29 protein-coding genes and 1 pseudogene are annotated in these 25,074 nt (G+C 52.4%); 15 read left to right on the top strand and 15 right to left on the bottom strand.

Annotated features, from left to right (window positions below; translation table 11 throughout):
• Positions 1-103: 103 nt before the first annotated feature.
• Together sbmA and C2U43_RS20315 are read left to right on the top strand one after the other, a co-directional pair.
• Positions 104-1,324, top strand: coding sequence for a peptide antibiotic transporter SbmA (gene sbmA, locus C2U43_RS20320; RefSeq protein ID WP_008783897.1), 1,221 nt, complete (start codon positions 104-106; stop codon positions 1,322-1,324).
• 14 nt (positions 1,325-1,338) lie between these two features.
• Complete coding sequence (locus C2U43_RS20315) at positions 1,339-2,442, top strand: DUF1615 domain-containing protein (protein ID WP_008783898.1); 1,104 nt, start codon at positions 1,339-1,341, stop codon at positions 2,440-2,442.
• On the opposite strand, the gene C2U43_RS20310 is transcribed toward C2U43_RS20315, so the two are convergent.
• Positions 2,427-2,750 (bottom strand): DUF2755 family protein, encoded by a 324-nt coding sequence (locus C2U43_RS20310; RefSeq protein WP_032942507.1) that lies wholly within the window; start codon positions 2,748-2,750, stop codon positions 2,427-2,429. The two genes, C2U43_RS20315 and C2U43_RS20310, sit on opposite strands and share 16 nt — an antisense overlap.
• A 264-nt stretch (positions 2,751-3,014) precedes the next feature.
• Between C2U43_RS20310 and C2U43_RS20305 the strand changes: the two genes are divergently transcribed.
• Positions 3,015-3,233: a DUF2754 domain-containing protein gene (locus C2U43_RS20305; protein WP_103285694.1), complete on the top strand. Its 219-nt coding sequence runs from the start codon at positions 3,015-3,017 to the stop codon at positions 3,231-3,233.
• Positions 3,234-3,256: 23 nt separating this feature from the next.
• Here the strand turns inward: C2U43_RS20305 and ddlA are convergent, their stop codons facing one another.
• Positions 3,257-4,351 carry a D-alanine--D-alanine ligase gene (gene ddlA / locus C2U43_RS20300; protein WP_100272916.1) on the bottom strand — a complete coding sequence of 365 codons (1,095 nt, stop codon included), beginning with the start codon at positions 4,349-4,351 and terminating at the stop codon, positions 3,257-3,259.
• Between the two features lie 301 nt (positions 4,352-4,652).
• On the opposite strand from ddlA, the gene C2U43_RS20295 reads away from it, so the two are divergent.
• The 5 genes from C2U43_RS20295 to adrA all read left to right on the top strand — a co-directional run bounded on the left by C2U43_RS20295 (position 4,653) and on the right by adrA (position 9,485).
• Positions 4,653-5,849 carry a multidrug efflux MFS transporter gene (locus C2U43_RS20295; RefSeq protein WP_048226321.1) on the top strand — a complete coding sequence of 399 codons (1,197 nt, stop codon included), beginning with the start codon at positions 4,653-4,655 and terminating at the stop codon, positions 5,847-5,849.
• 248 nt (positions 5,850-6,097) lie between these two features.
• Positions 6,098-6,340 carry a sigma-S stabilization anti-adapter protein IraP gene (locus C2U43_RS20290; protein ID WP_103285693.1) on the top strand — a complete coding sequence of 81 codons (243 nt, stop codon included), beginning with the start codon at positions 6,098-6,100 and terminating at the stop codon, positions 6,338-6,340.
• A gap of 104 nt (positions 6,341-6,444) precedes the next feature.
• Positions 6,445-7,860, top strand: a complete 1,416-nt coding sequence (gene phoA, locus C2U43_RS20285; RefSeq protein ID WP_008783904.1) for an alkaline phosphatase — start codon at positions 6,445-6,447, stop codon at positions 7,858-7,860.
• A gap of 97 nt (positions 7,861-7,957) precedes the next feature.
• Positions 7,958-8,278: a phosphate starvation-inducible protein PsiF gene (gene psiF, locus C2U43_RS20280; RefSeq protein ID WP_003830956.1), complete on the top strand. Its 321-nt coding sequence runs from the start codon at positions 7,958-7,960 to the stop codon at positions 8,276-8,278.
• 91 nt (positions 8,279-8,369) lie between these two features.
• Entirely contained in the window at positions 8,370-9,485 is a 1,116-nt protein-coding gene (adrA, locus tag C2U43_RS20275) for a diguanylate cyclase AdrA (protein WP_095533161.1), read from the top strand.
• A gap of 17 nt (positions 9,486-9,502) precedes the next feature.
• Here the strand turns inward: adrA and proC are convergent, their stop codons facing one another.
• Positions 9,503-10,312 carry a pyrroline-5-carboxylate reductase gene (gene proC, locus C2U43_RS20270; protein WP_003021462.1) on the bottom strand — a complete coding sequence of 270 codons (810 nt, stop codon included), beginning with the start codon at positions 10,310-10,312 and terminating at the stop codon, positions 9,503-9,505.
• A 273-nt stretch (positions 10,313-10,585) separates the two neighbouring features.
• On the opposite strand from proC, the gene C2U43_RS20260 reads away from it, so the two are divergent.
• From C2U43_RS20260 to ppnP, 5 genes are all read left to right on the top strand, one after another.
• Positions 10,586-11,041: a YaiI/YqxD family protein gene (locus tag C2U43_RS20260; RefSeq protein ID WP_103285692.1), complete on the top strand. Its 456-nt coding sequence runs from the start codon at positions 10,586-10,588 to the stop codon at positions 11,039-11,041.
• A 186-nt stretch (positions 11,042-11,227) separates the two neighbouring features.
• A complete protein-coding gene (aroL, locus tag C2U43_RS20255) occupies positions 11,228-11,773 on the top strand; it encodes a shikimate kinase AroL (protein WP_008783910.1) in 546 nt (181 codons plus the stop codon).
• Between the two features lie 26 nt (positions 11,774-11,799).
• The gene (gene yaiA / locus C2U43_RS20250; protein ID WP_003021472.1) at positions 11,800-11,991 is read left to right on the top strand and encodes a protein YaiA; all 192 of its coding nucleotides are present in this window, start codon (positions 11,800-11,802) and stop codon (positions 11,989-11,991) included.
• A gap of 246 nt (positions 11,992-12,237) precedes the next feature.
• Positions 12,238-12,915 carry an AroM family protein gene (locus C2U43_RS20245; RefSeq protein ID WP_003830963.1) on the top strand — a complete coding sequence of 226 codons (678 nt, stop codon included), beginning with the start codon at positions 12,238-12,240 and terminating at the stop codon, positions 12,913-12,915.
• Between the two features lie 71 nt (positions 12,916-12,986).
• Positions 12,987-13,271 carry a pyrimidine/purine nucleoside phosphorylase gene (gene ppnP / locus C2U43_RS20240; protein WP_003021477.1) on the top strand — a complete coding sequence of 95 codons (285 nt, stop codon included), beginning with the start codon at positions 12,987-12,989 and terminating at the stop codon, positions 13,269-13,271.
• A gap of 50 nt (positions 13,272-13,321) precedes the next feature.
• Here ppnP and rdgC read toward each other — a convergent pair whose 3' ends face one another.
• Positions 13,322-14,233 carry a recombination-associated protein RdgC gene (gene rdgC / locus C2U43_RS20235; RefSeq protein ID WP_003021479.1) on the bottom strand — a complete coding sequence of 304 codons (912 nt, stop codon included), beginning with the start codon at positions 14,231-14,233 and terminating at the stop codon, positions 13,322-13,324.
• 91 nt (positions 14,234-14,324) lie between these two features.
• Between rdgC and mak the strand changes: the two genes are divergently transcribed.
• Positions 14,325-15,233, top strand: coding sequence for a fructokinase (gene mak / locus C2U43_RS20230; protein ID WP_057068902.1), 909 nt, complete (start codon positions 14,325-14,327; stop codon positions 15,231-15,233).
• Positions 15,234-15,260: 27 nt separating this feature from the next.
• On the opposite strand, the gene araJ is transcribed toward mak, so the two are convergent.
• The 4 genes and pseudogenes from araJ to C2U43_RS20210 all read right to left on the bottom strand — a co-directional run.
• Positions 15,261-16,433 (bottom strand): MFS transporter AraJ, encoded by a 1,173-nt coding sequence (gene araJ / locus C2U43_RS20225; RefSeq protein ID WP_032942515.1) that lies wholly within the window; start codon positions 16,431-16,433, stop codon positions 15,261-15,263.
• 27 nt (positions 16,434-16,460) lie between these two features.
• The gene (locus tag C2U43_RS30110) at positions 16,461-16,640 is read right to left on the bottom strand and encodes a hypothetical protein (protein ID WP_327003636.1); all 180 of its coding nucleotides are present in this window, start codon (positions 16,638-16,640) and stop codon (positions 16,461-16,463) included.
• Positions 16,622-17,602: an IS5-like element ISKpn26 family transposase gene (locus tag C2U43_RS20215; protein ID WP_000019450.1), complete on the bottom strand. Its 981-nt coding sequence runs from the start codon at positions 17,600-17,602 to the stop codon at positions 16,622-16,624. The genes C2U43_RS30110 and C2U43_RS20215 overlap by 19 nt, the downstream gene beginning before the upstream one ends.
• A 70-nt stretch (positions 17,603-17,672) precedes the next feature.
• Positions 17,673-17,831 (bottom strand): annotated as a pseudogene (locus C2U43_RS20210) (metal ABC transporter substrate-binding protein); the annotation flags it as partial.
• Positions 17,832-18,018: 187 nt separating this feature from the next.
• On the opposite strand from C2U43_RS20210, the gene C2U43_RS20205 reads away from it, so the two are divergent.
• Entirely contained in the window at positions 18,019-18,363 is a 345-nt protein-coding gene (locus C2U43_RS20205; protein WP_003825888.1) for a nitrous oxide-stimulated promoter family protein, read from the top strand.
• Positions 18,364-18,485: 122 nt separating this feature from the next.
• Here C2U43_RS20205 and C2U43_RS20200 read toward each other — a convergent pair whose 3' ends face one another.
• The 7 genes from C2U43_RS20200 to hypA form a co-directional block, all read right to left on the bottom strand.
• On the bottom strand, positions 18,486-18,914 hold the full coding sequence (locus tag C2U43_RS20200; RefSeq protein WP_003825890.1) for a TOBE domain-containing protein: 429 nt from the start codon (positions 18,912-18,914) through the stop codon (positions 18,486-18,488).
• A 44-nt stretch (positions 18,915-18,958) separates the two neighbouring features.
• Positions 18,959-21,037, bottom strand: a complete 2,079-nt coding sequence (gene flhA / locus C2U43_RS20195) for a formate hydrogenlyase transcriptional activator FlhA (protein ID WP_103285691.1) — start codon at positions 21,035-21,037, stop codon at positions 18,959-18,961.
• A gap of 220 nt (positions 21,038-21,257) precedes the next feature.
• Positions 21,258-22,268, bottom strand: a complete 1,011-nt coding sequence (hypE, locus tag C2U43_RS20190; RefSeq protein ID WP_103285690.1) for a hydrogenase maturation carbamoyl dehydratase HypE — start codon at positions 22,266-22,268, stop codon at positions 21,258-21,260.
• Positions 22,265-23,386 carry a hydrogenase formation protein HypD gene (gene hypD / locus C2U43_RS20185; RefSeq protein ID WP_003825899.1) on the bottom strand — a complete coding sequence of 374 codons (1,122 nt, stop codon included), beginning with the start codon at positions 23,384-23,386 and terminating at the stop codon, positions 22,265-22,267. Before hypD ends, hypE begins: the two co-directional genes overlap by 4 nt.
• A complete protein-coding gene (hypC, locus tag C2U43_RS20180; protein WP_003037411.1) occupies positions 23,387-23,659 on the bottom strand; it encodes a hydrogenase 3 maturation protein HypC in 273 nt (90 codons plus the stop codon).
• The gene (gene hypB, locus C2U43_RS20175; protein WP_003037409.1) at positions 23,650-24,522 is read right to left on the bottom strand and encodes a hydrogenase nickel incorporation protein HypB; all 873 of its coding nucleotides are present in this window, start codon (positions 24,520-24,522) and stop codon (positions 23,650-23,652) included. Before hypB ends, hypC begins: the two co-directional genes overlap by 10 nt.
• Before the next feature lie 103 nt (positions 24,523-24,625).
• Entirely contained in the window at positions 24,626-24,997 is a 372-nt protein-coding gene (gene hypA, locus C2U43_RS20170; RefSeq protein WP_008785634.1) for a hydrogenase maturation nickel metallochaperone HypA, read from the bottom strand.
• Positions 24,998-25,074: the final 77 nt, after the last annotated feature.

Below are 25,074 nucleotides of genomic sequence, written 5' to 3'. Positions count from 1 at the left end.
GTTTCAGCTTGTGTTTTTGGGCGTAAGCCGTCTGGCCTCCGCACTCCACGGTGGCAAATGCACAGCAGTCGTCATAACGATAAGAAGTTAGCAGGAGAGCACTATGTTTAAGTCTTTTTTCCCAAAGCCGGGGCCGTTCTTTATTTCGGCATTTATTTGGGCACTGGTCGCCGTTGTATTCTGGCAAGCAGGTGGGGGAGCCTGGGTTGCACATATTACCGGCGCGTCGGGAGACGTACCTATTAGCGCAGCGCGTTTCTGGTCGTTGGATTACCTGATTTTTTATGCGTACTACATTCTTTGTGTCGGGGTGTTTGCGCTGTTCTGGTTTCTCTACAGCCCACACCGCTGGCAGTACTGGTCTATTCTGGGCACATCGCTGATTATTTTTGTGACCTGGTTTCTGGTTGAAGTCGGCGTCGCCGTCAACGCCTGGTATGCGCCATTTTATGACCTGATTCAAACTGCGCTCAGCGCACCACACAAGGTGAAGATTGAGCAGTTCTATCATGAAGTGGGCATTTTTCTCGGTATTGCGCTGATAGCCGTGGTCATTGGCGTGATGAACAACTTCTTCGTCAGCCACTATGTGTTCCGCTGGCGTACCGCGATGAACGAACACTATATGGCGCACTGGCAGCATTTGCGTCACATCGAAGGCGCAGCGCAGCGTGTGCAGGAAGACACCATGCGTTTTGCTTCTACGCTGGAAGATATGGGCGTCAGCTTTATCAACGCAATTATGACGCTGATTGCCTTCCTGCCTGTACTGGTTACGCTCTCTGCCCATGTTCCTGACCTGCCGATTGTTGGACATGTGCCTTATGGCCTGGTGATTGCCGCGATTGTCTGGTCGCTGATGGGAACCGGTTTACTGGCCGTGGTCGGGATAAAACTTCCCGGGCTGGAGTTTAAAAACCAGCGCGTGGAAGCGGCCTATCGTAAAGAATTGGTCTATGGCGAAGATGATGGCAACCGTGCGACGCCACCGACGGTGCGTGAACTGTTCCATGCGGTACGGCAAAACTACTTCCGCCTCTATTTTCACTATATGTACTTCAATATCGCCCGTATTCTTTACCTGCAGGTTGATAACGTTTTCGGTTTGTTCCTGCTGTTTCCGTCAATTGTTGCCGGTACGATTACGCTCGGTTTGATGACGCAAATCACCAACGTGTTTGGCCAGGTGCGCGGCTCGTTCCAGTATCTGATTAACTCCTGGACAACGTTAGTGGAACTAATGTCTATTTATAAGCGTCTGCGCAGCTTTGAGCGCGAGCTTGATGGTCAGGAAATTCAGGAAGTTACCCATACTCTTAGTTAACAAAAGGAGATGTTATGTCGACGGTTTCCCGTCTTTACCCCTTGTCCGGTCTGGCAGCATTAGTGCTGGTGGGATGCAGTAGTCAACCCGCGCAGCCGCTAAAAAAAGGGGAAAAAGCCGTCGATGTGGCGAGCGTGGTGCGCCAGAAAATGCCCGCCAGCGTGAAAGACCGGGACGCATGGGCGCAGGATTTGGCAAAGACCTTTGAAAGCCAGAAGCTGGCACCGACGGTTGAAAACATCTGTTCGGTGCTGGCGGTAGCGCAGCAGGAGTCAAACTTCCAGGCCGATCCGGCCGTTCCTGGTTTAAGCAAAATAGCCTGGAAAGAGATTGACCGTCGCGCAGAACGCATGCATATCCCGCTGTTTGTCGTGCATACCGCGCTAAAGATTAACTCGCCAACGGGGAAAAGCTACAGCGAGCGTCTGGATACGGTGAAGACGGAAAAACAGCTTAGCGCCATCTTTGATGATTTCATCAACATGGTGCCGATGGGGCAGACATTGTTCGGATCGCTTAATCCGGTCCATACCGGTGGTCCAATGCAGGTCAGTATCGCGTTTGCTGAGCAGCACACCAGCGGGTATCCGTGGAAAATGGCGGGGACGGTACGTCAGGAAGTGTTTAGCCGCCGTGGTGGGTTATGGTTCGGTACGTATCATCTGCTCAACTACCCGGCGAATTACAGTGCGCCAATCTTCCGCTTCGCCGATTTTAATGCCGGGTGGTATGCCAGCCGTAATGCAGCTTTCCAGAATGCGGTCAGTAAAGCCAGCGGAGTGAAGCTGGCGATGGACGGGGATTTGATTCTCTATGGCAGCAGTGAGCCGGGCAAAACGGAGCTGGCGGTACGTAAACTGGCCGGGAAGCTAGGGATGAGCGAGAGTGAGATCCGCCAGCAACTGCAAAAAGGTGACAGCCTGGCCTTTGAAAAAACCGCATTGTACGAAAAGGTTTATAAGCTGGCGGAGGCGAAGACCGGGAAAACGTTACCCCGTGAAATGCTGCCGGGCATTCAACTGGAAAGCCCGAAGATCACGCGTAATCTGACTACCGCATGGTTTGCTAAACGGGTGGATGACCGTCGGGCGAAGTGTATGAATCAGTCATCTTTATGATGACGGTGACGCCAGCGCATGACCGCCGCTATGACGCCAAGAATCAGGCTTCCGGCCAGGAAGGGGATCAGTCCAAAGAGGGTACCGACGCCTAAACCGATTTCAACCCGCGGGCGTCCTGTCTCCTGCATTTGCAGCTGCATCAGTTCTTCATAGATGCCGGGCGCGTGAGCCAACAGATTTAAAATCTGTGCACCCGCCCAGAAGCAAAACAGCACAAATACGGCATACGCAATGTTGCCGGGCAGGGAGGAGGGATCCCGATGCTTGCCCTTAAACAGGGATTTTGAGAGCGTAAAATCAGCCATAAAGACCTCCGGAAATAACCTGCTTTTTTTGACGTAATGCCTGGAACTGAGAGTGAGTCTGACAGGTGATCGGCAATGTCAATATCAGAATGATGGTAATTTCAGGTAGAGATTATTCCTGGATTTCGGTTTTTTGTTGGCGGTCACAATTATGTAACCTTAAGTTAAATTGAGTTACATTTAAGAAATTCCGCACAGGCCACAGACGCCCTCGGGGAAATGTGCGAGGATGCCTCCCTGTGTTGTATTTCCACCGGAGCTGTTATGAACCTGCCTGTAAAAATCCGCCGAGACTGGCACTACTATGCCTTCGCTATTGGGCTTATCTTTATTCTGAATGGCGTGGTGGGGTTATTAGGTTTTGAAGCGCAGGGATGGCAAACCTATGCGGTGGGGCTGGTGACCTGGGTGATTAGCTTTTGGCTGGCCGGATTAATCATCCGCCGCCGCGTTGAAAATGATGAAGCAAAGGATGCCCAATAGCTCTATCAGGCATCCTGACGGGTTTACATAGTGGTTTTCAGCGCGCTATCCGCAGCATGGCGTTCCAGCGCCAGTTCGATCAGGCGAGTGATCAAATCGGTATAGCCTAAACCGCTCGCCTGCCACAGCTTCGGATACATACTGATGTTGGTAAAGCCAGGCAGCGTGTTGATCTCATTGATCACAACGTCGTTTTCAGCAGTTAAGAAGACGTCCACGCGCGCCATACCGGCACAGCCCAGAGTCTGGTAGGCCTGAATGGCGATTTCGCGGATCTTATCGTTAATCTCTGGCGCAATTGCTGCCGGAACGACAACTTTGGCACCGTTATCGTCAATGTATTTAGTGTCGTAAGCGTAAAAATCGCTGTTCAGCACGATCTCGCCACAGGTACTGGCCTGCGGATGATCGTTGCCCAGTACCGCACATTCGATCTCGCGGCCTTTGATCCCTTGCTCCACAACGACTTTATGATCGAATTCAAATGCCAGCGCGACGGCCTGATCGTATTGGGCTTCGCTGGTTACTTTACTGACGCCAACGGACGATCCCTGGTTGGCCGGTTTTACAAACAGCGGCAGACCCAGGCGGGATTCCACTTCGGCAAAGCTGATGCTGTTGCGATTCGCGCGAGTGAGTGTAATAAATGGCGCGATGTTTAACCCGGCATCACGCAGCAGACGTTTGGTCACGTCTTTATCCATACAGGCAGCAGAACCCAGCACATCAGAACCGACAAACGGCAGGTTCGCCACGCGCAGCATGCCCTGCAGAGAGCCATCTTCACCCAAAGTACCGTGTACGATTGGGAAAATAACATCGACCGTCGGTAGCGGTTGACCGTTTTGTGCATCGATCAACTGGTGCTCTTGTTTACCCGGTACCTGCGCCAGGCTGGTCTCAGAAGGTCGCAACGCAATATGCGCCGGATCGTTTGAATTGAGCAGATAGTTACTGGCATCGCTGACGTGCCATTGCCCTTGTTTATCAATACCTAACAGCACAACGTCAAAGCGAGTCTTGTCGATGGCATCGACAATATTTTTTGCCGATTGCAATGACACTTCATGTTCCGCTGATTTACCACCAAATACGATTCCTACCCGCAACTTTGCCATCTTAAAAACCCATTCCATGAATGCAAAGCACATACATTACCACGACAAAACGCAGGTTTCCTCGGCTTCTGGCAGATTGTTTTGGCGAATGACAGGGGATTAGAAGGGGACATACACGCAGATCGCGCGGGAAGCACAATCCCCTGTTTATATTATGGGTTTGATGTGAGCTATATCACAAATATGATGAGCGGGAAGATAAAATCCTAAACTGTGATTTATCGCACCTGTAGACCCTTATTCGGCTAAGTAATTTGTTAAGCTGCTCGCAGTTTTCAGCTAATTATCGTTATGAGTCCTTATGGAATCCTGGAGAGTTAACCTTATTTCCGTTTGGTTCGGGTGCTTTTTTACCGGACTGGCGATTAGCCAAATCTTGCCTTTTTTACCACTCTATATCTCCCAACTGGGCGTGACCTCGCATGAAGCGCTATCAATGTGGTCCGGATTAACGTTCAGCGTCACCTTCCTGATTTCAGCCATTGTTTCTCCGATGTGGGGCAGTCTGGCCGACCGCAAAGGACGCAAGCTGATGCTGCTGCGGGCCTCACTGGGGATGGCCATTGCGATTTTGCTACAGGCATTTGCCACTAACGTCTGGCAGCTTTTTCTGCTGCGCGGGGTGATGGGGTTAACCTCCGGCTATATTCCTAATGCGATGGCGCTGGTTGCGTCCCAGGTTCCACGCGAGCGCAGCGGCTGGGCGCTGAGTACGCTCTCTACGGCGCAAATTAGCGGCGTCATTGGCGGACCGCTGATGGGAGGCTTTATCGCCGATCATGTTGGCTTACGGGCGGTATTCTGTATTACCGCCGCCTTGCTGGTGGTGAGTTTTCTGGTCACACTGTTCTTGATCAAAGAGGGCGTTCGCCCGACGATTAAAAAAAGCGAACGTCTGAGTGGGAAGGCCGTGTTTGCCTCGCTTTCGCATCCAGCGTTGGTGATCAGCCTGTTTTTTACCACCATGGTGATTCAACTGTGTAACGGCTCAATTGGGCCTATTCTGGCGCTGTTTATTAAATCAATGGTCCCGGACAGTTCGAATATTGCTTTTCTCAGTGGGCTGATAGCCTCAGTACCGGGCATTTCTGCTCTGATTTCCGCGCCCCGACTTGGTAAATTAGGCGACCGTATTGGTACTGAGCGGATTTTAATGGCGACGTTAATCTTCGCGGTGGTGCTGTTTTTTGCCATGTCGTGGGTTACCACGCCGTTGCAGTTGGGAATTCTACGTTTTCTGCTCGGCTTTGCTGATGGTGCGATGTTGCCGGCGGTGCAGACGCTGTTGGTGAAATACTCCAGCGACCAGATAACCGGACGCATCTTTGGCTATAACCAGTCATTTATGTACCTTGGCAACGTCGCCGGGCCATTGATGGGGGCAACGGTTTCGGCAATGGCGGGGTTCCGTTGGGTGTTCATTGCTACAGCAAGCATTGTGCTTATCAATATCTGGCAACTGGCTATCGCGTTGCGACGTCGGCGCGAGGCTCGTTGAGTTCCTGATTAACAACGCTGCTTGTCAGCGTTGTTAATCCATAATTGTGTATTATATATTTGTGTGATTATTAATTTTCTTACCTTTTTATATTGAATCATCCTGCTTCAGGACTCATTTTCCCTTATTTTGTGTTGTGATTGTTTTCGCAAATCGTTTTATTTCTTATAAAAATACAACTTTCATCCTCTAGGCAGTCGTGAGCCTTAATGATAACGTGACCCATATTTTGTTAAGGGAATAGGCAAATGAAAAACCTCGTCACTGAGTTGTTACTTAAGCTCGCGCAAAAAGAAGAAGAATCGCAAGATCTGGCGGCACAGGTCGAAACGTTAGAGCGGGTAATCATCGAAATGCTGAGCAATATGGCGTGGAACGATCGACAAATATTTATTCGTCAAATTGAGGGGGCGCTGGCTGGCGGAAACCGCATGCCCGTGTTTCTGACGAACATACATAATGCTGGCGAGTGCGTACCAAAAGCGTTGTGATCCATCTGTGGTGGGGTAGCCACAAATTATCATAAAAGTGTCACATCAAATACTTATAGTCGCTTTGTTTTAATTTTACCGTATTTATACATGGAGAATATAAAGTGAAACAAAGCGCTCTGGCTATTGCCCTGTTACCTTTGCTGTTTACCCCGGTTATTAATGCAGAAACATCTACTGTAGCGGTTATGGATAATCGTGCTGCTCAGGGAGATATCACCACGCCGGGTGGCGCTCGCCGATTGTCTGCCGATCAAACGGCAGCTCTGCGCGAATCCCTGAACGATAAACCGGCCAAAAATATAATTTTACTGATTGGCGATGGGATGGGCGACTCCGAAATAACGGCAGCGCGAAATTATGCTGAAGGCGCGGGCGGCTTTTTTAAAGGTATTGATGCTTTACCGTTGACCGGACAATACACACATTATGCGTTGGATAAGAAAACGGGCAAGCCCGATTATGTGACAGATTCAGCAGCATCTGCGACAGCATGGACAACCGGCGTGAAGACCTATAACGGGGCGCTGGGTGTGGATATTCATGAAAAAGATCACACCACGATTCTGGAAATGGCCAAAGCGGCAGGTCTGGCGACAGGCAACGTTTCCACGGCTGAATTGCAGGATGCCACGCCGGCCGCACTGGTTGCCCATGTCACTTCGCGTAAATGCTATGGTCCGAGCGTGACGGCTGAAAAATGCCCGACGAACGCGCTGGAAAAAGGCGGTAAAGGGTCAATTACCGAACAATTATTGAATGCTCGTGCGGATGTTACGTTAGGCGGCGGAGCAAAGACTTTTACTGAAACCGCTACGGCAGGTGAGTGGCAGGGTAAAACGCTGCGAGAACAAGCCCAGGCCCGTGGTTACCAGATGGTGAGTGATGCCGCGACGCTGGCGGCTGTTAGCGAAGCGAATCAGGATAAACCGCTGTTGGGTCTGTTCTCAGACGGTAATATGCCAGTGCGTTGGGAAGGGCCGAAAGCGTCTTATCACGGCAACCTGGATAAGCCGGTAGTGACCTGTACGCCAAATCCAAAACGTAACGACAGCGTGCCAACGCTGGCGCAGATGACGGATAAAGCGATTGAGCTGTTAAGCAAAAATGAGAAAGGTTTCTTCCTGCAAGTAGAAGGCGCGTCGATCGATAAACAAGATCACGCCGCTAACCCGTGTGGACAAATTGGTGAAACGGTCGATCTGGATGAAGCGGTGCAGCGTGCACTTGCCTTTGCGAAGAAAGATGGCAACACCCTGGTTGTGGTAACCGCTGACCACGCGCATGCCAGCCAGATTGTCGCACCGGATACCAAAGCACCAGGTTTGACGCAGGCGCTGAACACTAAAGATGGCGCGGTGATGGTCATTAGCTATGGCAACTCTGAAGAAGAGTCCCAGGAGCACACCGGCAGCCAACTGCGTATTGCAGCCTATGGCCCTCATGCGGCGAATGTGGTTGGCCTGACCGATCAAACCGATCTGTTTTACACCATGAAAGCGGCGTTAGGACTGAAATAAGCTGATACCCGGCGGCAATACTTTTGCCGTCGGGTGGTTTTTTTATCGTTAGCAGCCAAACTTACCTGTGTGTCGTCGTTCAGAAAAGGATGGTGCTATGAAAATTACATTATTAATGACGTTACTTTTTGGTCTGATTTTTTTAACTACCGTCGGTGCTGCCGAGAAGACGTTAACCCCGCAACAACAGCGTATGACCACCTGCAATCAGCAGGCCACGGCGCAGACCTTAAAAGGGGATGCGCGTAAGACCTATATGAGTGATTGCCTGAAAAACAGTAAATCTGCGCCTGAGGAAAAGAGCCTGACGCCGCAGCAGCAGAAAATGCGTGAATGCAACGTCAAGGCGACGGAACAGTCTCTGAAAGGCGATGATCGTAATAAGTTTATGAGCGCTTGCCTGAAAAAATCTGCTTAGCACTTCCGGGTGAGCAGGTAAAATCGCTCACCCGAAATATCATACTTCCGCCACCAGACCCCTTCCTATAATTTGGGAAATTTGTTTCAGAATATTCCCAAATACGATGAATGATGAAAACTTTTATCAAAAGAAGGTCGTCCCGAATGAAGCATTTATATTGCTTCATCAAAATGACCACCAACGTTCCGGTCTGCGATTTGCCCGACGAATCAGGCTGCCGCGAGCGGTGGGACTGGGGGGAATGTTTTTCCCTATCGCGTCGGTATTAGTTTCTCAGCCAATAACCGGAGGCTGGTGGCTTTTGCTGGTGGGATGGGCGTTTGTCTGGCCGCATCTGGCATGGCAATTGGCAAGTAAAGCTATCGATCCACTGCATAGCGAATATACCAACTTAAAAGCCGATGCCATTCTCGCCGGGATGTGGATGGGGATTATGGGGATAAACTTGCTGCCATCCACGGCGCTGTTGATGATTATCTGTATCAACCTGATGGGCGCAGGGGGTATGCGTGTCTTCATCGCAGGCGCCGTGTTGATGGTGGTTTCCTGCCTGGTGACGTTACAGTTAACGGATATTCCCGTGGCTTTTAGCAGTACGCAACTGAGTGTGCTGCTGTCGCTGCCGGTGTTAGTGGTTTACCCGTTGCTATTTGCCTGGGTGAGTTACCAGACGCTCATCAGGCTGGCAGAACATAAACGTCGCTTACAGGTTATGAGTACGCGAGATGGGATGACCGGGGTTTATAACCGACGTCATTGGGAACTGTTGCTGCGGAATGAATTTGATAATTGCCGCCGCCATCAGCGTGATGCCACGCTCCTTATCATCGATATCGACCATTTTAAGAGTATCAATGATACCTGGGGCCATGACGTCGGGGATCAGGCCATTGTTGCACTGACCCGCCAGTTACAGATGACCTTACGCGGTAGCGATGTGATTGGTCGCTTTGGCGGTGATGAGTTTGCGGTAATCATGTGTGGCACGTCAGCGAGCAGCGCGATTGCAGCGATGTCTCGTGTTCACGAACGGCTTACCCAACTGCGTTTATCCTGCGCGCCGCAGGTTGACCTGCGCATTAGCGTGGGCGTTGCGCCGCTGACGTCTGAAACTGAACACTATCGAGAATGGTTAAAATCAGCAGATATGGCTCTCTACAAAGCAAAGAATTCCGGACGTAACCGCACTGAAGCGGCGGCCTGACGTCCGGCGGTGTTAACTCAGGAGCGGCTGAGTTTTTCCGACTGCTCCATGCACTTAATCATCGCTTCAATCACCGATGAACGGAAACCGCGTTCTTCCAGGACGCGTACCGCCTCAATGGTGGTTCCACCCGGCGAGCACACCATATCCTTCAATTCGCCAGGATGTTTACCCGTTTCCAGAACCATCTTCGCCGAACCCATTACCGCTTGTGCTGCAAATTTATAAGCCTGTGCGCGGGGCATCCCCCCCTGAACGGCGGCATCTGCCATCGCTTCGATAAACATAAATACATAGGCCGGTGCTGAACCGCTGACGCCAACGACCGGATGAATCATTGCCTCCGCAATGACTTCAGCTTCGCCAAAGCAGCGGAAGATATTGAGCACGTCGGCCGTATCTTCCGGCGTGACTAAGGCGTTTGGCGTGACGGAGGTCATTCCGGCGTTCACCAGCGATGGCGTGTTTGGCATCGCGCGAATGATTTTACGGTCATGACCCAGCGCGCGGGCAAGCTGATCGAGGGTAACACCGGCGGCAATCGAGACGACAAGGGAATCTTTGTTCAGGCTGGAGGTAATTTCGCTCAGTACCTTAATCATGATGCCTGGTTTTACGGCCCCAAAAACAATATCAGCGATCTGCGCGACTTCTTGTGCAGACTGCGCCGCATTAATGCCGTACTGGTCGTGTAGCGCGGCGACCTTATCGGGGGAAGGGGTGTAGACCCAGATTTGTCCGGGGAGAACCTGACCGCTGGCGATCATGCCGCCAAGAATGGCTTTGCCCATATTACCGCAGCCGATAAAACCAATTTTCTTGTCCATCTTGTCACTCCCTATGGATGATATTCATTGTTTTATACCCGTCATACTTCAAGTTGCATGTGCGTTGGTTGCGTTCGCTCACCCGAATCACTTACCAGAGTAAGCTCATCGGGACTCACTCTCTTGCCGCTTGCCTGCAACCCGAATTATTTAGGGTAAATCTGGGAAAGCTAAGCTTAGCGCGGAATGAATATGTTCAGAAGGAGAAACAGCACTTTGCCTGAAAGTAAAAGCACGCGACAATGTGCGACAGCACACCAGTGGGGAGAAACTATGACAATATGGGTGGATGCCGATGCGTGTCCGAATGTGATTAAAGACATTTTGTACCGCGCCGCTGAGCGCATGCAAATGCCGCTTGTTTTGGTGGCCAACCAAAGCCTGCGCGTCCCGCCTTCGCGTTTCATCAGCACATTACGTGTGCCTGCGGGCTTTGACGTGGCTGATAACGAGATTGTGCGTCAGTGCAGCGCCGGTGATTTAGTGATAACGGCAGATATTCCGCTGGCGGCTGAAGTGATTGAAAAAGGTGCGGCGGCGCTTAACCCGCGCGGCGAGCGCTATACCGAAGCCACGATCCGCGAGCGTCTGATGATGCGTGATTTTATCGATACACTGCGAGCCAGCGGTATCCAGACCGGGGGGCCGGACAGCCTTTCGCCCCGCGACAGACAGCATTTTGCGGCTGAACTGGATAAGTGGTGGCTGGAAGTTCAGCGTAGAAAATAGGGTATGTAATTTATTATTTACACTTTATTCATTGTGAATTCTTGTTATAGTAGGGGGTCGCTCATCTCGCCATTCTTTCTGTAATTTTTTCTTTACAGTTTTGGCGATGTACTAGTTTGATGATATGATTATATTTTTAACCGCATCAGATCCCGCTTGTTGGCGGCTCTCTGGGGAAATTCTGTGATGACGCAACCTCTTTTTCTTGTTGGCCCCCGGGGGTGTGGTAAGACGACAACCGGTATGGCGCTGGCAAAGGCTATTGATTTCCAGTTCGTTGATACCGATCGCTGGTTGCAATCGCACGTGCAAATGACCGTGGCGGAAATCGTCGAAAGAGAAGGATGGGAAGGGTTTCGTGCCCAGGAAACGACCGCTCTGCAGGCTGTCACCGCTCCTGCCACGGTTGTTGCGACCGGCGGCGGTATCATTCTTACCGAATTTAATCGTCATTACATGCGCAGCCACGGCGTGGTTATCTATCTAAGCGCACCGGTATCGGTACTGGTTGATCGTCTGGAGGCCACGCCTGAAGAAGGATTACGACCGACTCTAACCGGCAAACCGTTGACCGAAGAGGTTCAGGAAGTGCTCGCCCAGCGTGATGTTCTGTATCGTGAGGCTGCGCACTATATCGTTGATGCCACCAATCCGCCTTCGCAGGTAGTGGAAGACATTCTTGGGATACTGGCGCAGGCAGCGCCACGGTTGCAGGGCGGTGTCTATACTTAATGTTCATCCAGTGAAAAGGAAGAACTATGCCGACACAACCACCTTACCCACGTCAAGCGACCATTGTTACGGTTGAAAAAGGGACGCCAGGCCAGACGGTAACCTGGTATCAACTTCGTGCCGACCACCCTAAACCGAATTCGTTGATCAGTGAGCATCCTTCAGCTCAGGAAGCGATGGATGCTAAAAAACGCTACGAAGACCCCGATAAAACCTGATATGAAGACCGCTCTGGCACGAGTCTTAAAAGTGCCAGTCCGGGCGTGCATCACATTATTTTAAATTTCGCCGTATACAGTAAAAATTGAAAATTAAACAATAACAATCCAGTACTGGAATGATCTGGAATCTTTACACAATACACCGCCGATCTACTGCTACGCTTTTGAGCATTTGTAGCACAGGTCAGCGCCCGGCACTTATCCGGGATTTCACAGCAAAGTAAGAAGACGGTGGAGCAACAAATGAGTACGTCGTTGGCTATCCTCACGATTGGCGTTGTGCCGATGTGTGAGATGTTACCGCTCCTGACGGAATATATTGATGAACAGCACATTACTCACCACAGTCTGCTGGGGCAGATGCAGCGAGAAGATGTGATGGCCGAGTACGGGGCTTCACCCGGTGACGAGCTGTTATTAACGCTGCTTAGCGACCACCAACTTGCTCATGTCTCACGTCAGAAAGTGGAACGCTCGCTGCAAAGCATTGTGGAGGTTCTCGATAATCAGGGATTTGATGTGATCCTGCTGATGAGTACCGCCTCAATCACCCGTCTGACCGCCCGCAATAGTATCTTGTTGGAACCCATACGCATTATTCCCCCGTTAGTGGCTTCAATTGTCGAAGGGCATCAGGTTGGGGTCATTGTACCTGTTGCTGAATTGCTCAAAGCCCAGACACAAAAGTGGCAGGTGTTACAAACTCCGCCAGTGTACGCCGTGGCGAATCCAGTAGAAGGTTCTGAACAACAGCTGATTGATGCCGGGAAATATCTCCTTGAGCAAGGTGCTGATGTTCTTATGCTGGACTGCCTGGGGTTTCATCAACGTCATCGTGATTTACTGCAAAAGTCGCTGGATGTCCCGGTTCTGCTGTCCAATGTGTTGATTGCCCGACTGGCTTCGGAATTGCTGGCGTAATTTTGCGTGACAGGTGGAACGTCAGCCCCCTATATTGGTTCCTAACTTAATCACGAGATAGGGCCAGTTGTATGCTTCAAAGTAATGAATACTTTTCCGGCAAAGTAAAATCGATCGGTTTTACCAGCAGCAGTACTGGCCGCGCCAGTGTAGGTGTGATGGCTGAAGGTGAATATACCTTTGGTACTGCGGCGCCTGAAGAGATGACGGTAGTAAGTGGCGCACTGAACGTGCTGCTGCCAGGGGAAACCGAGTGGAAAGTGTATGCCGCAGGAGACGTGTTTAACGTACCGGGCAACAGCGAGTTTCATCTGCAGGTAGCAGAGCCAACATCCTATCTTTGCCGTTACCTGTAATCGTAAAAATGACGAATGGCGATATTGAGTCGCCATTCGCTAAACACAGCTTAACGTTGCGCTTCGCCGCCTAATCCTTCCACCAGACTTTTAATCAGCGCCGCCAGTTCACCTGTCATCAGGATGAAATCGGCATCAAAACGCTGAGCATAATCTTCGCGGTCGATATCTTCGTTTTGATCGCGCAGCTCGTCGCTGAACTTCAGGCGCTTAATGGAGCCGTCGTCACACATAACGAACTGAATGCGCTGCTGCCAGTCGAGGGCCAGCTTAGTGACCAGTTTGCCCGCTTCGATATGCACGGCGATTTCGTCGCAGACCAGATCCTGTTTTTTCGCACGGATCACACCGCCGTCTTCAAGGATCGCTTTCAGTTCAGCTTCATCCAGCAGTTGGAAGCCCTGCGCCGTGGTGCCGGAGCGAACCCATTCGGTCAGCGTCAGCTCAATAGGGTTTTCCATCGTCAGCGGAACGACCGGCAGTGAACCGAGACTCTTACGCAGCAGCGCCAGCGTATCTTCGGCTTTTTTCGCGCTCGCACAGTCAACCATGATCAGATCGTTGACGGTATCGATCCACATCATTGTCTGGCTGAAGCGGCTAAAGGCGCGCGGCAGTAATGAGTGCAGAACTTCATCTTTCAGCGAGTCTTTTTCGGTCTTCTTAAGTTTGCGACCTTGCTCAGCTTCCAGTTTGAATATTTTGGCTTCCAGCGCCTGTTTGATAACCGGCGACGGCAGAATTTTTTCTTCTTTGCGGGCGCAGATAATAATTTGGCCATTGGCGGTATGCGTTAATGCATCGCTGTGCGATCCCATCGGCGGAACCCAGCCCATTTTTGCCATATCCTGGCTACCGCAAGGGGTGAACGTCATTGATGCCAGCTGTTTTTCCATCTCTTCGGCTCGCAAAGAAACATCGCGGCTAAGACGGTAAACCATTAAATTTTTGAACCACAGCATGATAATTTCCACGGCCTTGTCGTTAAATCCAGCGGGCATGATAGCGAATTGTCGCTATGCTTGCATTGTTAATCGGGAAGAGGAGCAAACAGTGCGTATAGGTATCGATTTGGGCGGTACGAAAACGGAAGTTATTGCGCTTGGCGATGCGGGCGAACAGCTTTTTCGCCATCGCCTGCCCACGCCGCGTGATGATTATCGGCAAACGATAGAAACCATCGCCACGCTGGTGGAGATGGCGGAAAACGCCACCGGGCAGACGGGAACCGTGGGAATGGGCATTCCAGGTTCAATCTCGCCCTACACCGGGGTGGTAAAGAATGCCAACTCGACCTGGCTTAACGGACAACCTTTTGACAAAGACCTGAGTTCGCGTCTGAATCGTGAAGTGCGGTTGGCAAATGATGCCAACTGTCTGGCGGTTTCAGAAGCTGTGGATGGTGCGGCGGCCGGGGCGCAAACCGTGTTTGCGGTGATTATCGGCACTGGATGTGGCGCAGGCGTGGCACTGAATGGTCGGGCGCACACGGGCGGTAACGGTACCGCGGGCGAGTGGGGGCATAATCCGCTGCCATGGATGGACGAAGATGAGCTGTGTTTCCGACAGGAAGTCCCCTGTTATTGCGGTAAACAAGGCTGCATTGAAACCTTCATTTCCGGGACCGGCTTTGCCACCGACTACCAGCGTCTGAGCGGTAAGCAGCTCAAAGGCAATGAAATTATCAGTCTTGTTACTGCGCAGGATGCTCTTGCGGAGCAGGCGTTGAGCCGCTATGAGCGTCGTCTGGCGAAATCACTGGCACATGTGGTGAATATTCTCGATCCGGACGTCATTGTGCTGGGGGGCGGAATGAGCAATGTCGACCGACTGTATCAAAACGTTCCGACGTTGATTAAGCAGTTTGTCTTTGGCGGCGAATGCGAAACGCCTCTACGCAAGGCGCTACACGGGGATTCCAGCGGTGTACGCGGTGCGGCCTGGCTGTGGCCGCAGGAGTAAGGTTCGCGTAGCCGGGTAGCGCAGATGCTATCCGGCAGCGTGTGTCATCTGGGGTACTGCGCGCTTCAGGCGACCGTACAGCAACAGTGACGACATCGCAGAAAACGACAGCAGTGCCGCCGGCAGCGTCACGTAGTTGTAGGCAAAGCCCAGCGTCAGCATCATGCCACCGCTGTAGGCGCCAATCGCGCTGCCGAGGTTAAAGGCAATTTGCCCGCCAGCCGCACCCAGCAGCTCCCCTCCTTTAGCATTTTGCAGCAGCAAAATTTGCAGCGGTGCCGACAGGGCAAACAGGCCCGCGCAGCAAATAAAGGCGAAGGTCAGCGACGCTGCTTTGATCCCGCCAAAGGCAAAGAGCAACAGCAGAGCCAGCACAATCACGAAGTCGGTTATCACCGCAATGCGCAGCGGCGTATAGCGACCAGACAGCCGACCGCTCAGCAGATTTCCCAACACCATTCCTAATCCTACCAGCATCATGATGAAGGTCATCAGCGCTTCGGAAAAACCGGAGATGAACATCATGTATGGTTTGACATAGCTGAACCAGGCGAAAACCCCGGCGTTACCAAACATGGTGGCGGAGAAAATGAGCCACGGGGCGGGGCTTTTCAAAAAGTGAAATTGTTCGCGCAGGTTTCCTTTTGCTTCATCGCTGATGTTGGGCACCCAAAAAGCGACCGAGACCATCACGGCGATATTAAAGACGGCAATCAGCAGGAACGTATAGCGCCAGCTAAATTCCTGACTCAGCCAGGTGCCGACGGGAATGCCAACCAGATTGGCAACGGTCATACCCGAAATCATGCCCGCGACAGCGGCGGTGACTTTTCCCGGGCGGGCGAGCTTCGATAGGATAATTGCGCCAACGCCAAAAAACGCGCCGTGCGGGAAGCCTGAAACCAGCCTGCCCACCGCCAGCATAAAATACGAGGAGGAGAGGGTGAAAATGGCGTTGCCAATCACACACAGCGTGACCAGAAATAGCAGAATATGCTTGAGCGAAAAGCGGCTGGAAAAGAGTGCAATAATGGGCGCGCCAAGCACCACGCCAAAGGCGTAAAACGAAATCATATGGCCAGCGGCAGGAATGGAAATTCCCACGTCCCGCGCCAATTCGGTGAGTACACCCATGATGCCAAACTCGGCCATGCCCAGCCCAAACGTCCCCAAGGCTAAAGAGAAAATGACTTTTTTCATACCACCTGTCATACACAGCAACAACAGCTAAGTAGGGCTAAGGAAGGTGCGAATAAGCAGGTCATTTCTTCCCAAGCTGACTCGCTGATTAAAATTTCGCGGATCTGGGCCGATTTTTTTCCCGCAAACACATCGAATCAGCCTATTTAGGCTATTTTTTCCACCATTTCTGGCGTTATTTCCGGTTTTTACTGAGATCTCTCCCACTGACGTATCATTTGGTCCACCCGAAACAGGTTGGCCAGGGTGAATAACATCGCCAGTTGGTTATCGTTTTTCAGCAGCCCTTTGTATCTGGCTTTCACGAAGCCGAACTGCCGCTTGATGATGCGAAACGGGTGCTCCACCCTGGCACGGATGCTGGCTTTCATGTATTCGATGTTGATGGCCGTTTTGTTCTTGCGCGGATGCTGCTTCAAGGTTTTTACCCTGCCGGGACGCTCGGCGATCAGCCAGTCCACATCCACCTCGGCCAGCTCCTCGCGCTGTGGCGCTCCTTGGTAGCCGGCATCGGCTGAGACAAATTGCTCCTCTCCATGAAGCAGATTACCCAGCTGATTGAGGTCATGCTCGTTGGCCGCGGTGGTGACTAGGCTGTGGGTCAGGCCACTCTTGGCATCGACACCAATGTGGGCCTTCATGCCAAAGTGCCACTGATTGCCTTTCTTGGTCTGATGCATCTCCGGATCGCGTTGCTGCTCTTTGTTCTTGGTAGAGCTGGGTGCCTCAATGATGGTGGCATCCACCAAAGTGCCTTGGGTCATCATGACGCCTGCTTCGGCCAGCCAGCGATTGATGGTCTTGAACAATTGACGGGCCAGTTGATGCTGCTCGAGCAGGTGGCGGAAATTCATGATGGTGGTGCGATCCGGCAGGGCGCTATCCAGGGATAATCGGGCAAACAGGCGCATGGAGGCGATTTCGTACAGGGCATCTTCCATGGCACCGTCGCTCAGGTTGTACCAATGCTGCATGCAGTGAATACGCAGCATGGTCTCCAGCGGATAGGGCCGTCGGCCATTGCCCGCCTTGGGATAAAACGGCTCGATGACAGCGGTCATATTCTGCCATGGCAGAATCTGCTCCATGCGGGAGAGGAAAATCTCTTTTCGGGTCTGACGGCGCTTAGTGCTGAATTCACTATCGGCGAAGGTGAGTTGATGGCTCATGATGTCCCTCTGGGATGCGCTCCGGATGAATATGATGATCTCATATCAGGAACTTGTTCGCACCTTCCCTAACGTCCGCCGCGTCACCTGCTACATTGCTTGCCATATCGGCAATCACCGTAAAGGTGGTCACCACTTTGAATTTTTCTTTCGCCCAGGCGGGTGACAGCGTCAGCGCTGTTAACACGCTGGCAAGGAGAAATGACTTCAGATGGGGCAGATGCGGCATAGTATCCCTCGCAACAAAGTGGTTAATTTATCATCGAATATAGCCTTTGCTATGTTATATAGCACATGGCATAAACAAATGAAAATAATTCTTATTTGCGTAGGTTGCTAAGGATGTATCACCTTCAGGTAATAGTTCTGTGCTTAGTTAAGGTGTATTATTTATGCAACTTAATTGTGGAGGCATCATGTCCGGCAAACGCATTGCACGTGAAAAAATGACGATCCAGAGAATGATTTCGCTCTACGAGAGCCAGTGCCCGCAGGCTTCAGACGAACCGGGGCATTACGATGCGTTATTTGCCTATGCGCAAAAGCGCCTCGACAAGTGCGTATTTGGTGAGGAAAAACCGGCCTGTAAACAGTGTCCTGTGCACTGTTATCAACCTGCTAAACGCGAAGAGATGAAGCAAATTATGCGTTGGGCTGGGCCGAGAATGCTCTGGCGCCACCCGATTCTGACCGTACGTCACCTGATTGATGACAAACGTCCAGTGCCGGAGTTACCCGAGAAGTACCAGCGGAAAAAATAAGGTCGCTGTGCGCCGGATGGCGGCTGCGCCTTATCTGGCCTACGAGAATAAGTGCATCTGTCGCGTAGGCCCGATGCGCATTGCGCCATCGGGCAACTTAGCCATGTGGTGATGAATGGCGACTACGCTTTGGTGGCAATCAGAATAGCTGAGGCTTTGATCAGCGCAACAACACGGCTTCCCTGACTCAGTTTCATCTCTTGCTGACTTTCGTTGGTGACGACGGCAACAATCTCGAAGCCTGCGTCAGTTTTGATATGTACCGTGGCGTTGACTGCGCCTTCTGTGACCTGGGAAACACTGCCAGCAAACTGGTTGCGGGCAGAGAACTTCAGACCACAGTCTTCAGTTGCCAGCGTCACCCATGGCGCTTTAATCAGGGCAATTGCTTCTTTCCCTTTCGCCAGACCCAGCGCCTGCTGGCTGCTATGGGTTACAATCGCGACCAGTTTTGCGCCGCCAGCCAGCGTCAGTTCAACTTCATCATTCACTGCGCCCGTAGCGACTGCGCTCACCGTACCGGTTAATTGATTACGTGCTGATACCGCCATACTGCCTCCTTTCGTTGAGATATCACCCAGTATAGCCACACTGGCTAAACCAGTGCATCCTTATCAATGCCTAATCGCTTCATGCGTGAGAGTAACGTTGTACGTTTCAACCCCAGCCTTTGTGCCGCGCCTTTGGGACCGGCAACCACCCCGTTGGTTTCTTTCAGTACGCGCATAATCAACTGGTATTCATCTTCACCGTCCTGTGCGACTTCGGTTGCCATCGGAGGCGTGGACGGCGTCAAAGGGGCAATATCCGGAAGGGACAGTTGCAGCACGTTGCCCCGGGTAAGCAGAACCGCACGTTCTACCACGTTTTCCAGCTCACGCACGTTACCCGGCCATTCCATACAGCTCAGCGTGCGCAGAGCCTCGGCAGGAATACTGTCGATATTGCGTCCCATCCGACGAGCAATTTTAAAGGTGAAGGCTTTTACCAGCAGCGGAATATCTTCCGGGCGCTCACGCAGCGGCGGCAGATGGATCGGGAAGACGTTCAGTCGGTAATACAGATCGTTACGAAATTCGCGATCGGCAACCATCTTCTTCAGATCGCGGTTGGTAGCGGCGATCAAGCGCACGTCGGTCTGGATCAGCTTATTACTGCCCAGACGTTCAAATTCCTGCTCTTGCAGAACGCGCAGTAGCTTAGGCTGAAGCTCCAGCGGCATATCGCCCACTTCATCAAGGAACAGCGAACTTTTATCTGCCAGCTCGAAACGACCAATCCGCTGCGTGCTGGCACCGGTAAACGCGCCACGCTCGTGACCAAACAGATCGCTTTCCAGTAATCCGGCAGGCATTGCCGCGCAGTTCATCTTCACCATCCGACGGGCGTTACGTCCGCTCAGGTTGTGAATGGCTCGTGCGATCAGCTCTTTACCCGTTCCGGTCTCACCCAGAATCAAGACGGTGCTGTCGCTTTGCGCCACCATTTCGACCTGCTTGAGTACGCTGTACATCGCTTCGCTGCGACCAATGATTTCGCCGAACTCACTCTCTACGTTGTTGAGTTGTTCAGTCAACGCCAGGTTTTCATCGACCAGACGTTCCTTCAGGCGGTGGATCTCCTGATAGGCGAGGGCGTTATCCACGGCAATAGCCACGCGCTCGGCGATTTGGCGCAATAGCTTGAGGTTGGCGGTAGTGAACACTTTCTCTTCGCACTGTGCCAGCTTGAGTACGCCGAGCATAGTATTGCCGGACATCAGCGGTAGCAGACACAGGGTTTGTAGCTGGTTGCCCCAGGTTTCGAACAGCATCCGTTCGTAAGGGGCAAGGATGTCACGTTCGCTCAGGTTGATCAGCAGCATCTCTTTGCTTTTGAAGACCCGTTCAGAGAGCGTTCCCGCTTCGTCCACTTCACTTTGTTCGTGTGCCGGATGATGTTCATCCAGATAGTGAGTGGAATAGATACTGAGTTTATTTTTGCGATCGCTGCGTAACACGATGCTGATGGCATCGATGTCGAAGTAGTGGTGGATCTCTTTGGCGACTTCGCTGACCAGCTCATCAATATCCAGTCGGGAGAGCACGGCATTGGTGATGGCGACCAGGATGCGAAAGTTGTCACGCTCACGACACAGCAGATCGTAATCGACGTTATTGCTGACTCTGCTTTGAATTTGTTCAGCAACGACGCCGACTATCTGAGTGAAGGTCTGTAGACGGTTATATTCTTTTTCACTCCACGGACGGTCTTCGTTACGGATGAATTCGCAACCGCCAAAGATGCGCCCATCTGCCGCCAGTGGCAGCAGGCAGTAGTGGCCAAATTCAGAATACAGTCCACCTGAAGCCAATTGTGGCCATGTTTCCGTAAACTCATGATAGTTGCAGTGCAACGCATCAGGGCGAGACAAAATACGGCGTACCGGACCATGTGCCAGCACCGTTTCGTCTTCATAATCGATGGGTTTACCATTTTCACGCGTTGCAAAATAACGCGCACGTTGCGTTTGTGCCTGCCATAAGACAATAGCCGCGCAGTCGGCCAGCGCTGAACGCTTGACCAACTGCGAAAGCGCCTCGCTAAGAGACGGGAGATCGGGCTGCTGTAATAATGTACGAGTAATATCGAACAGGCCTTGCTGTCCGAGGTCACTCATCGGTGTATACGACATATTGCTTTTCCAGGGAAAGCACCGCAGAACGGTGCGAAAACGGTAAATGAATTATAGGTATAAGTCGTAAATTATTGCCGGATGGCCTGCCACTGAACTGGCCAGGATATACAATCCGTTGGCCCGATCAGCAAAGCGGTATCAGGCATAATGCAGCATTAACGCCGGATGTTGACGCTAGTGCGTCTTATCCGGCCTACAGCATGCTGCCAACCGGCTGCTAGCATATACGAGGTAATGGTTCGGCGTGTGGTAAATCGAGGGTTCGTTTCACGCCGTAGAGTCCGGCAAGACGAACACCTTTGCGTTCGACCACTTCACCAATCATTGCCGCATCGCGTCCTAACGGATGCGCGCACAGTGCGGCAAGTACGGTTTCAGCGGCCTGGCGTTCAACGGCAATCACCAGTTTGCCTTCGTTAGCAAAGTTGAGCGCATCCAGACCCAGCAGCTCGCAAACGCCACGCACCGCTGGCTTCACGGGCAGAGCAGCTTCCGACAGCTCAATACCAAATCCGCATGCTGCGGCAAATTCATGCGTGACCGCATTCACGCCGCCACGGGTGGCGTCACGAAGCGCCTTCACGCCAGGAATATCACGCAGCGTCTGGATAAGAGGTGTTAACACCGCGCAGTCGCTGACCAGTTCGCCATCCAGACCCAATTGCTCGCGTAGGTTAAGGATAGTTGCCCCGTGATCGCCAAGAGAGCCACTGACCAGCAGCACATCACCCACGCTGAGAGTCTGTGCACCCCAGTGAATGTTGGCGGGAATTGCCCCCATTCCGGCAGTGTTAATGAACAGCTTGTCTGCTGCACCACGCTGCACGACTTTGGTATCGCCAGTCACGATGGCGATGCCTGCTTCGCGCGCGGTTGCTGCCATGCTGTTAACAACGGTTTTCAGTGTCTCCATCGGCAGACCCTCTTCGAGGATAAAACCGCAGGAGAGGTAGCGTGGAATAGCCCCGCTGACCGCTACGTCGTTAGCCGTACCGCAGATGGCCAGCTTGCCGATATTGCCGCCGGGGAAGAACAACGGATCGATAACGTAGCTGTCAGTTGAAAACGCCAGACGATCGCCTTCTGCCACCAGTTGTGCCAGTTCCAGACGCGCTTGATCTTCTTGTTCCGCCAGCCACGGATTCGCGAAAGCCTCCATAAACAGACTGTTGATCAACTGCTGCATAGCCTGACCGCCGCTACCGTGGGCGAGTTGTACGCTGCTCATGCTTCACACTCCTGCTGACGATACTGATACCAGGCGGCACATGCGCCTTCTGAGGAGACCATCAGGGCGCCAAACGCGGTCTCCGGGTTACACGTTTTGCCAAACAACGGGCACTGATGTGGTTTACATCTGCCCGTCAGCACTTCCCCACAACGCGCGCGCGGATCGTCATACACCTGCTGCGGCGCTGGCTGGAAATGTGCTTCGGCATCAAAGCGCTGATAGTCCGGCGTCAGGTGAACGCCAGAGGATTCGATAACGCCCAGACCGCGCCATTCGCTGTCACCATTGACGCAGAACACCTCGGCAATGGCCTGTTGCGCTAACGCGTTACCGGCATCCGGTACCACGCGGCGGTACTGGTTTTCTACCTGGCTTTGGGCTGCAATTTTCTGCTCAATTAACATCACTACGCCTTGCAGGAGATCGAGCGGTTCGAAACCGGCGACCACCAGCGGGCGATGGAAATCTGAAGCAATGAAATTATAGGCGTCGGTGCCAATCACCATGCTGACGTGGCCCGGCGCTAAAAAGGCGTCGATACCGTTGTCCGGCTGTTCCAGCAGGCTGCGCAGCGTAGGGATAAGCGTGATGTGCTGGCAGAAAAAGTAAAAGTTCTGCACATCACGCTGCTTTGCCTGTTGCAGGGTGATAGCGGTCGTTGGCATTGTGGTTTCAAAACCCAGGCCAAAGAACACCACTTTACGCGTTGGGTTTTCCTGCGCCAGCTTCAGTGCATCCATCGGTGAATACACAATACGGATATCCGCACCGCGCGCCTTGGCTTGCAGCAGGGAGCCTTGCTTACCCGGGACGCGCATAGCGTCGCCAAAGGTGCAGAAAATCACTTCTGGATGGCTGGCGATTTCTACACAGCTGTCGATTCTGCCCATCGGCAGAACGCAAACCGGGCAACCCGGACCATGAATAAACTCCACGTTTTCCGGTAGCAACTGGTCGAGCCCGAATTTGAAGATAGCGTGGGTATGACCACCACAAACTTCCATGATCCGCAGCGGGCGTTCAGCCGTGTAGGAGAGGTGGGCGGCACGTTCGCACAGGTGCTCTATCAACTGCATCACCTGTTCTGGTGCGCGGTATTCGTCAACAAAACGCATTTATTTTTCCTCGCCGTACAGCAACGCGCCGACATCCGGCTCAACGTCAAACATGTTTTGCAGCGCGTCGAGCGTATCGCGCGCTTCAGCTTCATTAATGATGCTCATGGCAAAACCGACGTGGACCAGTACCCACTGGCCGAGGCGCGGTTGGCCATGTTCATCACAGCTACCGACCAGCGTCAGGTCGACATCGCGCTGAATACCGCAAACGTCGACTTTGGCCTGGTTGCCATCAATGGTGCGGATTTGACCCGGAACACCTATGCACATCGCTGCGTCTCCAGCCAGGAGAGCCATTGATCCATCCCTTCACCACTGGTGGCGGAAATTAGGATAATCTCAATCCCCGGGTTCACTTCCCGGGCGCTGGCAATGCATTTTTCAACGTCAAAATTGAGGTACGGCAGTAGATCCACTTTGTTGAGCAGCATCAGCGATGCGGCGGCAAACATATGCGGGTATTTCAGCGGTTTGTCTTCACCTTCGGTTACTGAAAGCACGGCCACTTTATGGCGCTCGCCGAGGTCGAAGCTGGCCGGGCAGACCAGGTTGCCGACGTTTTCAATGAACAGAATACCGTTATCGTCAAGCGGCAAACGCGGCGCGGCGTCAGCAATCATTTGTGCGTCAAGGTGGCAACCTTTACCGGTGTTGACCTGAATGGCGGGTGTGCCTGTGGCGCGAATACGGGCGGCATCGTTCACCGTCTGCTGGTCACCTTCAATAACGGCGCACGGCACGCTATCTTTCAGCTTCATCAGCGTTTCGGTCAGCAGGGTAGTTTTACCAGAGCCCGGGCTTGAAACAAGGTTCAGCACCAGATGCTGACGGGCCGCAAAGCGGGCACGGTTGCGCTCGGCGAGGCGGTTGTTTTTGTCCAGTACGTCAATTTCCACTTCCAGCATACGGCGTTGGCTCATACCTGGTGCGTGGGTTCCGGCCTCACCGTGACCGTAGTGCAAATCGCCTTCTTCAGTCTGGCTCGGTGTGAAATTTGAGGTCTTCACACCGGTAATATTCAGCGCCGGACGAGCCGCCGGGGCAAATGGCGCGCTGCGAAACGCCGAGTGGGGATTATGCTCATCACCCTCTATATATAGGTTGCCTTCAGCGCAACCACATGTCGTACACATCGCTCACTCCTGATCTTTTTACTTGCGATACATCTGTTGCCGGATGGCTGCGTTGCCTTATCCGGCCTACAAACGAGCTGTTTCTGTAGGCTGGATAAGACGCTTAAGCGTCGCCATCCGGCGCTGGAGTTTCATCTATTTCAATACGTCGAATCTGTAAGCCGTCATCGGCCACAATTCTCAGCATATCGCTGTTGCATTGCGGGCATCGGCGCACGCGTTGCGTCAGTAACGTGACGTATTGCTGACAAGATTCGCACCAACATTCGGCTTCTTGTTCTTCGAGGTGGAGTTTACAACCTTCTGCAAGGGTCCCGCGGCATACCAGATCAAAACAAAAGGAGAGAGCGCTGGTTTCTACGCAAGAAAATGCGCCAATTTTGAGCCAGACCCCAGTTACTCGCTTAGCACCGTGTTGCGTGGCCTGTTGTTCAATCAATTCCAGTGCCCGTTGGCAGAGGGTTATTTCGTGCATACCGCCTCCTGTGAAGTTGACGTATTAAAAGCAATAAGCATGCCAGGTTGATTTTTTTCATTCGTGACAATGACGAC

Source organism: Citrobacter freundii complex sp. CFNIH9 (assembly GCF_002903305.1).
In the GTDB taxonomy this organism is placed as follows: Bacteria; Pseudomonadota; Gammaproteobacteria; order Enterobacterales; family Enterobacteriaceae; genus Citrobacter; species Citrobacter portucalensis.
The sequence above is the reverse complement of the archived record's forward strand: the minus strand, read 5'-3'. Positions and strand labels throughout refer to the sequence as shown.